This window comes from Paraburkholderia polaris (assembly GCF_012927345.1).
GTDB classification, from domain to species: Bacteria; Pseudomonadota; Gammaproteobacteria; order Burkholderiales; family Burkholderiaceae; genus Paraburkholderia; species Paraburkholderia polaris.
The window spans coordinates 1-12,403 of sequence record NZ_JABBGJ010000005.1 but is presented as its reverse complement, the minus strand read 5'-3'; the positions used below and the strand labels follow the sequence as shown (position 1 = coordinate 12,403).

Genomic DNA, 12,403 nt, shown 5'->3' with positions numbered 1-12,403 from the left:
ACGTTATCCATGACCGCTCTGCATGCCACGTCCCCCCTGCGCCGACGCGCCCGTGGTTTTGTGTTGCCGCTCGCCTTACTTGGGCTCTGGCAATTCGCCGCCTATCGCGATGCCGTGCATCAATACGCGTTCGTGCCACTCGAACAGGTGGCGAGTGCAGCAATCGAACTCGTCAGAAGCGGTGAATTGTTCGTCGACCTCGGCGCGAGCCTGCGCCGCACGACGTTAGGTCTTGCCACCGGCGTAATCGCCGGCGTCGCCGTAGGCGCGTTGACCGCCTTATCGCGTAGCGCCGAGAAGCTGGTGCATCCGTTATTTCAGGCATTGCGTCACGTCCCGCTGCTCGGGCTGATTCCATTGATCAGTCTCTGGTGCGGCACGGGCGAGTTCGCGAAGGTGTTCATCGTCTTCCTCGCCGCCTTCTATCCGATGGTGACGAGCAGCTTCGACGGACTGCGCCGTATCGATCAACGTTATTTCGAGCTTGCGCAATCGTATGAGTTGACACGGCTTGGCTGGCTGCGCGACGTGCTGATTCCAGGCGCGTTACCGGACGTATTCGCCGGCATCCTGCAAGCGGTGCCGTTTGCATGGATTACGGCCACGAGCAGCGAGCTCTTATTCAACGCCGGCGCGGGCGTCGGCAATCTGATGCAGACCGCGCAGGCCGGCGCGCGCGTGGACGTGTTGCTGGTATGCGTGACAGGCGTCACCGTGCTGGCAGTAGCAATGGGTATGCTGTGCGAGCGCGTCGCGCAGCGCCTGCTGCGCTGGCGCGATCACGCCTGACGGCGGTCGGCGGTTTCGCTCGCATCGGCGGCGTCCGGTTCGCCAGCGTCGCGCAGCTTGAGGATGCCGAGTTGCGCGAGCCGCGCGCGCACGATGTTGCGCGACAGATCGAGCAGGCGTGAAGTGCGAAGCTGATTGTTCTCGGAGAATTCGAAGGTGCTGCGATAGACCGTGTCTTCGATGTGCTGCCAGAGCCTCGGCGTACCGAGCTCCAACAGATCGACGATGGCCTCGCGCAAGGCGTCGGTGGCCTCTGCGATATCGCGCGGGCGGCGTGACGGGTTCGCCGCCGCGGCCACGACAGGCGCGTCCGCAGCCGGTGCGTGAGGCGCCAGCGAGAGTGCGGAAAACTGCAGGTCGGCGACGTCGATGAAACCGCCGCTGCTCACCAGCAGCGCATGATGAATCACGTTCTCCAGCTCGCGAATGTTGCCCGGCCATGAGTGAGCATGCAGCCGTTCGAGCGCGGCATCCGTCAGCGCGGGCGGCGTGATCCGCAGACGCTTCGCGTAGCTCTCGAGAAAGTGCTGGATCAACGGCCCGATGTCGCCCGGTCGCTCGCGCAACGGCAACAGGCTCAGTTTCACGACGTTCAGACGGTAGTACAGATCTTCCCGAAAGTGCCCGGCACGTACCGCGGCTTCGAGATTCACATTGGTCGCGGTGACCAGCCGCACGTCGATTTTGACGGTCTTGCGCGAACCGACCGGCACCACCTCGCGTTCCTGCAATACGCGCAGCAGCTTGACCTGCGCCGCAAGCGGCAAGTCCCCCACTTCATCGAGAAACAGCGTGCCGCGATTAGCCGACTCGAACCAGCCGGGCTGGCTGCTGATCGCGCCCGTAAACGCGCCACGTTCGTGACCGAACAGTTCGCTCTCGATCAGCGTCTCCGAGAACGCACCGCAATTCACCGCAACGAATGGCCCGTCACGGCGCTCGCTCAGCGAATGCACGAGCCGGGCGATCAACTCCTTGCCAGTGCCGCTCTCGCCCGTGACAAGCACGGTGGCGTCGCTCGGCGCGACCAGATGGATGCGTTCGAGCAACACCAGCGACTTGGGATCGTCGAAAGTCAGGGCTTTCGCACGAATCGTGATGGCGTGCGACGCGGGATCGGGAAAACTGAAGACAGCCATTGATCGACCAGCAAGGAATCCAAAGGGAGCCTCGACGATAGCAAGCCGGCCGTGCGCTGCGAACCAATACATCGAGCTAACAGTATGACGGAACCGGCAATACCGCTGCCAGGCTGCGTCGATACGATGAGCGGCACGGCTGACTGCGCCGTGCCGCTCATCGTCGCTGCTTCATTGCCCCTACCAGCAGGGCTCAGGCGAGGCCAGTCATTTTCCACTGCTGTTCGAGCACGCCCGGGCCGAACTCCTTCGAGCCGCCGAGCGATTCCGCGAGCGCCTGGAAGTACGCGCCCTCTTCGAGGATCAGGATGTACTGCGAGACGTCGAGGATGTTTTTGCCCCAGAAGGTCGCCCCGCCGTTCGCCTCGAGAATCGCCGGGATGTTCGGATCGCGCCGGATCGTGTCGACGATGAAACGCGGCTCGCCCGGCCGCCGGTCGATATAGATCGGAATTTCACGCGCCTTTGTATAGCGCTGCGCCGGCGCGTACAGGATCGGCAGCGGACGGTGCGCGCTCGCCCACGCGCCGAGATATGGGCCATGCACGTGAATCACCACGTCGACTTCCGGCGCTTCCTGGAACACGCCCGCATAGCGGGGACCATGGCCGGATGCCTTCGGATCGCCATGGATCACGTTGCCGTCGAACGACACCACGACCGCCTGAACCTCCTGCGATTGCGCCCATGGCGTGGGCGCCGACACGGCGACGACGAGGTCCGTGCCAGGCACACGCTGATACGCCTGGAAGGTGTTGGTAGCGGATAACGTGCGGGTTTCCTTGAAGACGCGCGTGGCTTGCGCGAACTCGCGCCGGATACGTTCGACGAAGGCGACCAGCTCGCCGCTTTCCAGCGTCTGCGTGACTGACATGTTGAGTCCTTTGGTGAGAGAGGGATCGATGCGGGGGGTATTTAGCAGCAAGTGTGCCAATCGGGGCGTCGCTCGCAGACCCTTGTTCGGCGGATGCCTCGCCGCTCGCCGCACATAAGCGCTCACGCTCGAACCCGGTGATTTTGCTGCTGGACCAACAGCGCAGCATCAGCGGCTGTTGCGCACGACGCAAAGCCGGCGTTGGCGCACATGTTGGCGCACATCACGCCTGCGCATTGTTGCGCCCCGCTGCGAGCCGGATTTCGCCGGCAACGCATGACGATGGTTCAAAACTTGCGTTGAAGGCCGCCCGGGTTCGACGGGCGCACGTGGGCAGTCATCACGTGGCCCGCACTTTTCTCACCATCGTACAAGGCGTCAGCATGAAAATAGAAAATAACCGAGCGCCGAAGTGGCAGGCATCGGCTCGCGTCAAATTCGGCACACGGTTTGCCGCAAGCCTCGCCGCATTGCTCGCATTCAGCACGGTTCTCGCTGCAGGCGCAAGAGCACCAGCGCCCAATCCGCTGCAAGGCGACGGCCGCGTGTCCGCGTTCTATAGCTGGGACGACGAGATTCCCGTACACCCCGGCGAACTGCTGCGCTCCGAGCGCCTGCCGTCCACACTCGGCCTCGCCAACGCCGGCCAGCAACTGCGCCTGTTATACAGTTCGACTGATGGCGTCGACGGCAAAACGCCGATCGCTGTATCGGGTGCGCTGTTCCTGCCCAAAGGCCAGCCGCCGCAAGGAGGATGGCCGATCGTCGCGTGGGGGCACGGCACCTTCGGCATGGCCGATATCTGCGCGCCCTCGTGGTTCGGACGTTCCTATCGCGACGTACGCTATCTGAACGCGTGGCTCCAGCAAGGCTTCGCGGTGGTCGCGACCGACTATCAGGGACTCGGCACGCCCGGACCCAACCCGCAGTTGAACAATCGCTCGAATAGCTACACGATGCTCGATAGCGTACGCGCCGTGTTGCACAGCGTACCTGGGCTCTCCAATCAGGTTGTGCTGGTTGGGCAATCGCAAGGCGGTTCCGCCGTTTTCGCCGCGGCGGGCTACGCGAGCACGTATGCGCCCGAACTCGACATCCGTGGCACGGTCGCGACCGGCGTGATTTACAACGCACCGAAGCAAACCCTGGCAACGCTTGCACCATTCAAAACCGCTTACCAGCGTGACCCCAATCGGATCGACTCAACGCTCGCGTATCAGTTCTATTCAGTGCTGTCGGCGCAACAGATCGACCCTGAGTTGAAGGCTTCCGACATCCTCACCGATTCCGCGCTACCGATTCTCGAACAATCGCGCATCAGTTGCCTCGCCTCGCTCGAGGACGACGCAGCGCTCGCCGGACTGACCACCGCGAACACCGTGAAGCCAGGCGCCAACGCGCGGTTGCAGGCATGGTGGGACGCGTATCTGAAGTTTCCGACCCTGAAGATCAAGTCGCCGGTGTTCATCGGCATTGGTGCGGACGACGGTCTCGCGCCGCTGGAACTCTCGCTCGCGAAAGACGCCTGCGCGGCGGGCACCACGGTCGAAGCGCATCTATATGCGGGTCGCGAACATAACGGCACAGTCAACACATCGCTGGAGGATTCGATACCTTTCGTCAGGAAAGTGCTGGCTGGTCAGCCGGTTACGCCGGTGTGCTCGCCAGTCGAGCAAGATCCGAGGCTCTAACGCAGCGCCGCGGGTTTTCGACGCGACTTACGACTTACGGTTTGCGGTGAGCGACTGATCGTCACAAAAAAGCGCTTGCGCATCGCCAGCAATGTGTGCAACATGCATATATGCACGTTGCACACATTGAGGTGTCCCCATGACGCAGCGCACAGAGAACCTGCTTGGCGTGCTCGCCCTGCTGGTCACGGACGAGATGAACGCGCAGCCTACCGTGGCCGCGCTCGCGGGCCCCACTGCCCGCGCCATGCTCAACGCAGTCGGTCAATACCCCGATTCATCCATTGAAGTATTGCGCGAAGCGGTCGATCTTTCGCATCCGGCCGCAGTCCGCGCCGTAGCGGGTCTGGTAGACGCCGGGCTCATCGAAAAGAAATCTGGCGCCGACAAACGTTCCGTCGCCCTGGCCTTGACCGCTTCCGGCAAGCGAGAAGCCAAACGGCTGCAAACGGCACGCGACCGGATGCTCCAACGCATCGTCGGGCAGCTCGACGAGCGCGAGCGCGACGTGCTCGAAAGTCTGCTGATCAAGATCCTGTGGAACGAGACCCGTGATCCGGCACACGCCATGCAACTATGCCGTCTCTGCGACGACGGTCCCTGCCTGAAAGCCGGCTGCCCGGTCGAATGCCGCGAACAGGGTCTGCCAATGCCCGCGCGGAGCGGCACATGAATGCCGCCGCGCCGGTGCGCTGGCCAGCGATCGCCGCGCTAACCGCGGTCTCGGCACTCTCGCAGATCGGCCAGTTCGGCATCGGCTTCATGGTGTTGCCCGTGTGGCTGGCCCATCACGGTCTCGACGCACCGCGCGCCGGCCTCTTCTCCGCTTCGCAATGGACCGGCATGCTGGCTGGCCTGTTGATCGCGCCGTGGCTGGTGGAACGGATCGGTGCGAAGCGCACGGTGTCGCTGGGTCTCGCCGCCACGGTTATTGCATTCGCCACGATGAGCGCGTTGTGGTGGCCGTTGTGGCTCGTGCCCGGCCTGCTGACCGGGCTCGGCATCGGATTGCGCTGGATCGCCAATGAAACGTGGCTCTACCGGCTTGTGCCAACTGAGTCGAGCGGACGTGTAGTGGGCGTGCACGAAGCGCTGATTGCTACGGCAGGCGTAATCGGTCCGGCATTGGCAGCGTGGTGCGCAGTCGACGGACGCATCACGTTCACGGCCGGCGCGGCCTTCACGTTTGCCGCGGCCCTGCCGCTGTGGCTGACCGCGTCAGACGATGGACGCCCCGCTGTTAAAACAGTACGGCCTGCGCGAAAAACCAGGGCTGAGAAACGCGCCCCAATCGGCCCAATCGGCCCATTGGTCAGCCTCGGCATGGTGGTCGTCGCGGCAGGCGGCATCGGCGATGGCGCGCTCTACGGCCTCTTCCCGCTCTTTGCCGACGCCCACGGCCTCAGTACCACACAGACGGCCACGTTACTCACGCTATTCGGTGTCGGCGGCATGGCGCTGCAGTATCCGATTGGCTGGTTCGCCGATCGCGTGGGCCTGGCCGCCACGGTGATCGTCTGCGCCGCGCTCAGCACGCTGGCGATCTGCGGTTTTTCGCTCGCCGCGCCCGCCTCATGGCTCGCTGACGCGAGCGCATTGCTGCTCGGCGGCATGAACAGCGCGTACATCACACTCGGCATGGTTGCGGCGGCGTGCAGCGACAAGGCCGCGCTCACGCGCAACATGCGGCTGGTGTCGCTCACCTTCACCGCGAGTTCGATTGTGGGGCCGCTCATCGCCGGTTTCGCCATGAAGGCACGCGGCAGCGATATGCTGATGTGGCAGCTGGCGATCATGAGCGGCGCGCTCGTTGCCTACACGCTCGGCTTACGCGAAGGCCGGCGTCAACCCGATCGATCGTCGTCGATGGGCTGAGCCGGGATTGCACTGCTGTGTTTCAAGCCAATTGAACGTGCCTAGCGTTCAGCCACCTTCCGCTGCCGCCAGAGACACAACAGATCGCACGCGATATGCGCGGCGGCAATCGCCGTGATCTCGCTCTGGTCATAGGCGGGCGCCACTTCCACCACATCCGCGCCCACCAGATTCAACGCGCCGAGCCCGCGCACGATGGCCAGCCCCTGCGCCGACGACAAACCGCCCGCCACCGGCGTACCCGTGCCTGGCGCGAACGCCGGATCGAGACAGTCGATATCGAAGGTCAGATACGCGGGCCGCTCGCCGACAATCGACGTGATCCGCTCCACCGCCGCGCGCGCGCCATGCTCGTGGACCCACGCGGCATCGAGGATATTGATCCCTAGAAAATCGTCATTCCACGTGCGAATACCGACCTGCACCGAGGTCTTGGGATCGATCAACCCGTCTTTCACCGCCTTGTAGAACATCGAGCCGTGATTCAGGCTGTCCGGGCTGTCATCCGCCCACGTATCGCAGTGGGCGTCGAAATGGATCAGCGAGAGCGGCTTGCCGTACTTCTCCGCATGCGCGATCAGCAGCGGATACGTAATGTAGTGATCGCCGCCGAGCGTCAGCATCTTCGCATCCGAGCGCAGGATCGTGCGCGCATGGTCGACGATCGATTCCTTGATCGTCATGGGGTTGTGCGCGTCGAACCAGCAGTCGCCGTAGTCCGTCACGGCGAGATCGTCGAACGGGTTGAAGCCCCACGGATACGGATGCAACTCCGACAACTGCACGCTCGCCGCGCGCACTGCCGCGGGGCCGAGACGCGCGCCTGAGCGGAACGTGGTGGCCAGATCGAGCGGCACGCCGGAGACCACGACGTCGACGCCGTCGAGTTCGCGGGTGTACTTGCGGCGCATGAACGACAACACACCCGCATAGGTGTTTTCGATCGACGAGCCATAGAGCGACGAACGACGGATCGCGCCGTCGCCATAAACGAGTTCAGTCATGGATGACCTGATACCTGATAAACATGCCGGAGCCGCACGCGGGGCTTCCAGGTGATGCGTGCGACGTCCGGCCTCGGATTCATTGGGAACGCGGCGGCTACGTTCCTGCAAACCGCCGCGCTGGCTTGCGAATCCTTTAGCGCAGCCGCACCAGCGTGGACTTCAGCTCGGTGTACTTCTCCAGCGCGTGCAACGACTTGTCGCGGCCGTTGCCCGATTGTTTGTAGCCGCCGAACGGGAAGTTCATATCGCCACCTTCGTCGTAGCAGTTGACCCATACCGTGCCGGCGCGCAGCTTGCGCGACACTTCATGCGCGGTGGTCAGGTTCGAGGTCCATACGGCAGCGGCAAGGCCGTATTCGCTGTCGTTAGCGATCCTGATCGCTTCTTCAACCGTGTCGAACGTAATCACCGACAACACCGGCCCAAAGATTTCCTCGCGCGCAACCTTCGCGCCGGTTGCCGGGATGTCGAAGATGGTCGGTTCGATATAGAAGCCGCCAGTCTCCTGCTTGACGCGCGATCCACCCAGCAGCAGCTTCGCTTCGGCGCGGCCCGCTTCGATATAACCGAGCACGCGTTCAAGCTGCACGTTATCGACGATCGCGCCCATCGAGGTTTGCGGATCGAGCGGGTTGCCCGGCGTATAGCTGCGCGCGGCGGCGATCAGCTTGTCGAGGAACACGTCCTTGATGTCGCGATGCACGAGCAGCCGCGAACCGGCGGTGCACATTTCGCCCATGTTGTAGAAGATCGCGCCGGCCGCCGCATTGGCTGCACGGTCGAGGTCGGGGCAATCGGGCATCACGATGTTCGGCGACTTGCCGCCGAGTTCGAGCCAGACGCGCTTCAGGTTCGACTGGCCGGCGTATTGCATGATCAGCTTGCCGACATTGGTCGAGCCGGTGAAGGCGAGACAGTCCACGTCCTGATGCAGCGCCAGCAGCTTGCCCGGTTCGCCCGCGCCCGGCACCACGTTGAACACGCCGGCGGGGATGCCCGCGTCCAGCGCGAGCTGAGCGAGGCGGATCGCGGTGAGCGGCGACTTCTCCGAAGGCTTGAGCACGACGCTGTTACCCGCGGCGAGCGCCGGGCCGAACTTCCACGACGCCATCAGGATCGGGAAATTCCACGGCACCACCGCTGCGACCACGCCGATCGGCTCGCGCGTCACGAGGCCCACCAGATGATGATCGGCCGGCGCGACTTCGCCGCCGACCTTGTCGATGGCTTCAGCGAACCACTCGACGCAATAGGCCGCGCCCGGCACGTCCACCGTGGTGGTGTCGGCAATCGGCTTGCCTGCGTCCAGCGTTTCGAGCAGCGCGAGTTCGTCCATGTGCTCGCGGATCGACGCGGCCCAGCGCAACAGAATCGCCTTGCGCTTGCGTGGATTGAGGTCCGACCACACGCCGGAATCGAACGCGCGGCGTGCAGCTGCCACGGCGGCGTCGACATCCGCGGCGCCGCTGTCGGCAACCTTGGCGAGCAGCTTGCCGTCGATCGGGCTCAGGCAGTCGAACGTGCGGCCACCTGCGGCGTCACGATACTCGCCGTCGATAAACGCACGGCCTTCGATTGAAAGCGTAGCGGCTTTGTCTTGCCAGAAGGCGAGAGATTTCTTGTCCATCAGGATGCCTCAATGTTATGCGCTCGACGCACGCCGGCATCGACTTCATGTGGCTTGGAACTGCGTCGCAGCGCGTTGGCGCGGAGTCTTTAGAACGTGGGCGGCGAATTGGCCGACACGATCTCGCAGAGATGCTCCGCGCTGGGATTGCGAAAACGATGCGGTAGACGACTTTCGAAGTAGTAGCTGTCGCCAGGGTCGAGCAGCCACGTGACGCCGTCCACCGTCAGTTCGATCTGACCGCTGACCACCACCCCGCCCTCGTGCCCCTCGTGCGCCAGCATTTCCGGCCCCGTATCCGACAGAGGCTGATAGACCTCGCGCAGAATGCCCATGTTGCGATCTTTGATGCTGGAGCCCGCGAGATAGAACTCGATCGACTCATTGCCGAGATTCGGCATGTCGGCGCGGCGCGACACGACAGAGCGCTCCACCTCGACCTCAAAGGTGAAGAACTCGGCAAGACTCATCGGGATGCATTCGAGCAGCTTCTTCAGTGACCCGACCGACGGACTCACGCGGTTCTGTTCGATCAGCGAGATCGTGCCGTTAGTCACGCCCGCCCGTTTGGCCAGTTCACGCTGAGACAGGCCATTCTTCTTACGGATGTATTGCAGACGGGTCGCTACTTCTATAGACATCGCTGGATTCTCTGACATATGAAGATGGTCTGGACGCTCGGATCAGGGCAGTGCGCTGCGCGCGAGTGTTGAATATTCTAATCACTTTAAACTTTGCGCCGTTGGGGAAAACCCCTGAAAGGTATCCGAAATATGAATAGCGCAACGAATGTTCCCACGGGCTGGGATTCTAGCGACACCCCCGGGAAAGCCCTGATAAATCTTTTATAAAAATGATTTGACGGCTTTATTGGCTCGTATACGATGGTTCTCAGGCGATCGTCATGCCGACGTCACGAAGCACGAAAGTGTGTTTTTTGATGCAGCGAACCCAGTTCGCATCGGTTAGAGGCGATCATCCCAGCGTGATGTTTCTTTAAACGCCCCGTGCGTTTTTCGAGCAAGCGTTCAATACTTTCAACGTCGCTAGTCGAGTGTAATCGTGAGAGTCCGAGGCCCTTTGGTGAGATGGAATCGAAGTCAGGCGAGTTGTCCTCGCGCTGACGGCGCCATCGCCGACGGCAGCAACGGCAGCCTTGCGTTCCGCCGCTTCCTGTCCGTCTTCACGATCCTGTCCCGCCGTTCAGTTCGACGTCACAACTCTATCTCCGCGCGTGCCTTCATTGCTGTGCGCACGGACGAAGTCGCCTCGCTGCTGCCGTAGCGCCTCCCCCCTTTTTTGCCGTTCGATTTGTCCGTTTGCGTGATCGCGCGCTCCTCTTTTGAGCCGTACGTTCGTGCATGTGCGGTGCCGTCTGCCGCTTGTGCACTTCATGGACTTCATGCGCCTCATGCGGATCAGATCAGTTGCGCACCCGCAGCGGATCGAATCGAACGGCCTACCTGACTATCACGCGCGGCGCGTTCAGTTGACGACGACCGCCTGCACTACCCGGTGGCTTGACGCCTTGCGTCCGGCTGCGGAATCGTGCCGCGCTGTGTTTAACGTTGTTCATGCCGCGTCCCGCGGGGAACACACACGTCTATCTGTTATGCGAAACAAACCCCTGGTCGGCATCAGCGCCGACAGAACGATGATGGGAGTCCACCCGTCGCACGTCACCGGCGAAAAGTACATCGCCGCGATCGTGGACGGCTCGCAAGCGCTGGCCATGTTGTTGCCGGCACTCGGCGAGCGTCAGTCCACCGCGGATGTGCTGGACGCCGTCGACGGCTTACTGTTCACCGGCAGCTATTCGAATGTCGAGCCGCACCGCTACGGTGGTCATCCCAGCGCGCCGGGCACCCTGCACGACGCCGCACGCGATGCGACCACGCTGCCGCTTCTGCGCGCGGCGATCGCCGCAGGTGTGCCGGTGCTGGCGGTATGCCGGGGCTTTCAGGAAATGAACGTGGTGTTCGGCGGGACGTTGCATCAAAGCGTTCACGCGGTGGCGGGCTTCAACGACCATCGCGAGAACAAGGAAGACGACCTCGACGTGCAGTACGCACCGTCGCATTCGATCACGCTGACGCAGGGCGGCTTGTTGCAGCGCCTCGCGGGCGGCACGAATGAAGCGCGTGTGAATTCATTGCACGGTCAGGGCGTCGAGCGGTTGGGCGTGGGACTGGTGGCTGAAGCCACCGCGCCGGACGGATTGATCGAAGCGGTGAGTGTGAAAGATGCGCGTGCCTTCGCGCTGGGTGTGCAGTGGCACCCGGAATGGAAGCATGCCAGCGACGCACTTTCCACCGCGATCTTTCGCGCCTTCGGCGACGCCTGCCGCGATCGAATGCGCACCAAGGCCGGCTATGGCGCGGCATCCGCCGCTGCCACGCATGCCTGAGCCGGTCGCGCACCAAAACTGAGAGAATAACTATGCATGAAATCGACGACTTCCTGAAGAAGAACCGCGTCACCGAAATCGAAGCGATCATTCCGGATATGGCCGGGATCGCACGCGGCAAGATCATTCCGCGCAGCAAGTTCGAATCCGGCGAGTCCATGCGCTTGCCGCAGGCGGTGATGATCCAGACCGTCACAGGAGACTATCCGGAAGACGGCACGCTCACCGGCGTCACCGACCCGGACATGGTGTGCGTTCCTGATGCCAGCACCATCCGCATGATTCCGTGGGCCATCGATCCGACCGCCCAGGTCATCCACGATTGCGTTCACTTCGACGGCACGCCCGTCGCGATCTCGCCGCGCCGCGTGTTGCGCCGCGTGCTCGAACTCTATAAGGCCAAAGGCTGGAAGCCGGTCATCGCGCCCGAGCTCGAGTTCTACCTGGTCGACATGAACAAGGACCCGGATCTGCCGCTGCAACCGCCGATCGGCCGTACGGGCCGTCCGGAGACCGGACGCCAGGCGTATTCGATCGAAGCGGTCAACGAATTCGATCCGCTGTTCGAAGACATCTATGAATACTGCGAGGTGCAGGAACTGGAAGTCGACACGCTGATTCACGAAGTCGGCGCCGCGCAGATGGAAATCAACTTCATGCACGGCGATCCGCTGAAGCTCGCCGACAGCGTATTTCTGTTCAAGCGCACGGTGCGTGAAGCCGCGCTGCGTCACAAGATGTACGCGACTTTCATGGCCAAGCCGATGGAAGGCGAACCGGGCTCGGCAATGCACATGCACCAGAGCCTCGTGGACGAAGAAACCGGGCACAACCTGTTCACGGGTCCCGACGGCAAACCGACATCGATGTTCACCGGCTATATCGCGGGTCTGCAGAAATACACGCCTGCACTGATGCCGATCTTCGCGCCGTACATCAACTCGTATCGCCGCCTGTCGCGCTTCATGGCTGCACCGATCAACGTGGCATGGGG

12 protein-coding genes are annotated in these 12,403 nt (G+C 62.8%); 7 read left to right on the top strand and 5 right to left on the bottom strand.

Translation table 11 applies throughout. The annotated features are described in order from the left end of the window. Positions 1-9 precede the first annotated feature (9 nt). The gene (locus HHL24_RS05350) at positions 10-789 is read left to right on the top strand and encodes an ABC transporter permease (protein WP_169484464.1); all 780 of its coding nucleotides are present in this window, start codon (positions 10-12) and stop codon (positions 787-789) included. Here the strand turns inward: HHL24_RS05350 and HHL24_RS05345 are convergent. Both HHL24_RS05345 and HHL24_RS05340 read right to left on the bottom strand, forming a co-directional pair. Next, positions 780-1,928, bottom strand: coding sequence for a sigma-54 interaction domain-containing protein (locus HHL24_RS05345; protein ID WP_169484463.1), 1,149 nt, complete (start codon positions 1,926-1,928; stop codon positions 780-782). The genes HHL24_RS05350 and HHL24_RS05345 overlap by 10 nt on opposite strands. 193 nt (positions 1,929-2,121) lie before the next feature. Next, on the bottom strand, positions 2,122-2,802 hold the full coding sequence (locus HHL24_RS05340; protein ID WP_169484461.1) for a class II aldolase/adducin family protein: 681 nt from the start codon (positions 2,800-2,802) through the stop codon (positions 2,122-2,124). A gap of 383 nt (positions 2,803-3,185) precedes the next feature. Here HHL24_RS05340 and HHL24_RS05335 point away from each other — a divergent pair, with 383 nt between their 5' ends. The 3 genes from HHL24_RS05335 (at position 3,186) to HHL24_RS05325 (ending at position 6,368) form a co-directional block, all read left to right on the top strand. Further along, on the top strand, positions 3,186-4,493 hold the full coding sequence (locus HHL24_RS05335; RefSeq protein ID WP_169484459.1) for an alpha/beta fold hydrolase: 1,308 nt from the start codon (positions 3,186-3,188) through the stop codon (positions 4,491-4,493). Positions 4,494-4,632: 139 nt separating this feature from the next. Then, a complete protein-coding gene (locus HHL24_RS05330) occupies positions 4,633-5,166 on the top strand; it encodes a MarR family winged helix-turn-helix transcriptional regulator (protein WP_169484457.1) in 534 nt (177 codons plus the stop codon). Then, entirely contained in the window at positions 5,163-6,368 is a 1,206-nt protein-coding gene (locus tag HHL24_RS05325; RefSeq protein ID WP_169484455.1) for an MFS transporter, read from the top strand. Before HHL24_RS05330 ends, HHL24_RS05325 begins: the two co-directional genes overlap by 4 nt. A 41-nt stretch (positions 6,369-6,409) precedes the next feature. Here HHL24_RS05325 and speB read toward each other — a convergent pair whose 3' ends face one another. The 3 genes from speB to HHL24_RS05310 all read right to left on the bottom strand — a co-directional run bounded on the left by speB (position 6,410) and on the right by HHL24_RS05310 (position 9,643). Continuing rightward, positions 6,410-7,372: an agmatinase gene (gene speB, locus HHL24_RS05320; protein ID WP_169484453.1), complete on the bottom strand. Its 963-nt coding sequence runs from the start codon at positions 7,370-7,372 to the stop codon at positions 6,410-6,412. Between the two features lie 136 nt (positions 7,373-7,508). Beyond that, positions 7,509-9,002: an aldehyde dehydrogenase gene (locus HHL24_RS05315; RefSeq protein ID WP_169484451.1), complete on the bottom strand. Its 1,494-nt coding sequence runs from the start codon at positions 9,000-9,002 to the stop codon at positions 7,509-7,511. Positions 9,003-9,091: 89 nt separating this feature from the next. Then, positions 9,092-9,643: a cupin domain-containing protein gene (locus HHL24_RS05310; RefSeq protein WP_169484449.1), complete on the bottom strand. Its 552-nt coding sequence runs from the start codon at positions 9,641-9,643 to the stop codon at positions 9,092-9,094. A 421-nt stretch (positions 9,644-10,064) separates the two neighbouring features. Between HHL24_RS05310 and HHL24_RS44985 the strand changes: the two genes are divergently transcribed. The 3 genes from HHL24_RS44985 to HHL24_RS05295 form a co-directional block, all read left to right on the top strand. After that, a complete protein-coding gene (locus tag HHL24_RS44985; protein ID WP_171983793.1) occupies positions 10,065-10,286 on the top strand; it encodes a hypothetical protein in 222 nt (73 codons plus the stop codon). A gap of 328 nt (positions 10,287-10,614) precedes the next feature. After that, complete coding sequence (locus HHL24_RS05300) at positions 10,615-11,409, top strand: gamma-glutamyl-gamma-aminobutyrate hydrolase family protein (RefSeq protein WP_169484448.1); 795 nt, start codon at positions 10,615-10,617, stop codon at positions 11,407-11,409. Between the two features lie 32 nt (positions 11,410-11,441). Then, the coding region (locus tag HHL24_RS05295; RefSeq protein WP_169484447.1) for a glutamine synthetase family protein at positions 11,442-12,403 on the top strand (962 nt) is incomplete at its 3' end.

Excerpts from the sequence above, each read along its gene's own strand:
- HHL24_RS05335 (WP_169484459.1), top strand. The coding sequence starts at position 3,186 with ATGAAAATAGAAAATAACCGAGCGCCGAAGTGGCAGGCATCGGCTCGC.
- HHL24_RS05340 (WP_169484461.1), bottom strand. The coding sequence starts at position 2,802 with ATGTCAGTCACGCAGACGCTGGAAAGCGGCGAGCTGGTCGCCTTCGTC.
- HHL24_RS05325 (WP_169484455.1), top strand. The coding sequence starts at position 5,163 with ATGAATGCCGCCGCGCCGGTGCGCTGGCCAGCGATCGCCGCGCTAACC.
- HHL24_RS05330 (WP_169484457.1), top strand. The coding sequence starts at position 4,633 with ATGACGCAGCGCACAGAGAACCTGCTTGGCGTGCTCGCCCTGCTGGTC.
- HHL24_RS05310 (WP_169484449.1), bottom strand. The coding sequence starts at position 9,643 with ATGTCTATAGAAGTAGCGACCCGTCTGCAATACATCCGTAAGAAGAAT.
- HHL24_RS05350 (WP_169484464.1), top strand. The coding sequence starts at position 10 with ATGACCGCTCTGCATGCCACGTCCCCCCTGCGCCGACGCGCCCGTGGT.
- HHL24_RS05315 (WP_169484451.1), bottom strand. The coding sequence starts at position 9,002 with ATGGACAAGAAATCTCTCGCCTTCTGGCAAGACAAAGCCGCTACGCTT.
- HHL24_RS05300 (WP_169484448.1), top strand. The coding sequence starts at position 10,615 with ATGCGAAACAAACCCCTGGTCGGCATCAGCGCCGACAGAACGATGATG.
- HHL24_RS05345 (WP_169484463.1), bottom strand. The coding sequence starts at position 1,928 with ATGGCTGTCTTCAGTTTTCCCGATCCCGCGTCGCACGCCATCACGATT.
- speB (WP_169484453.1), bottom strand. The coding sequence starts at position 7,372 with ATGACTGAACTCGTTTATGGCGACGGCGCGATCCGTCGTTCGTCGCTC.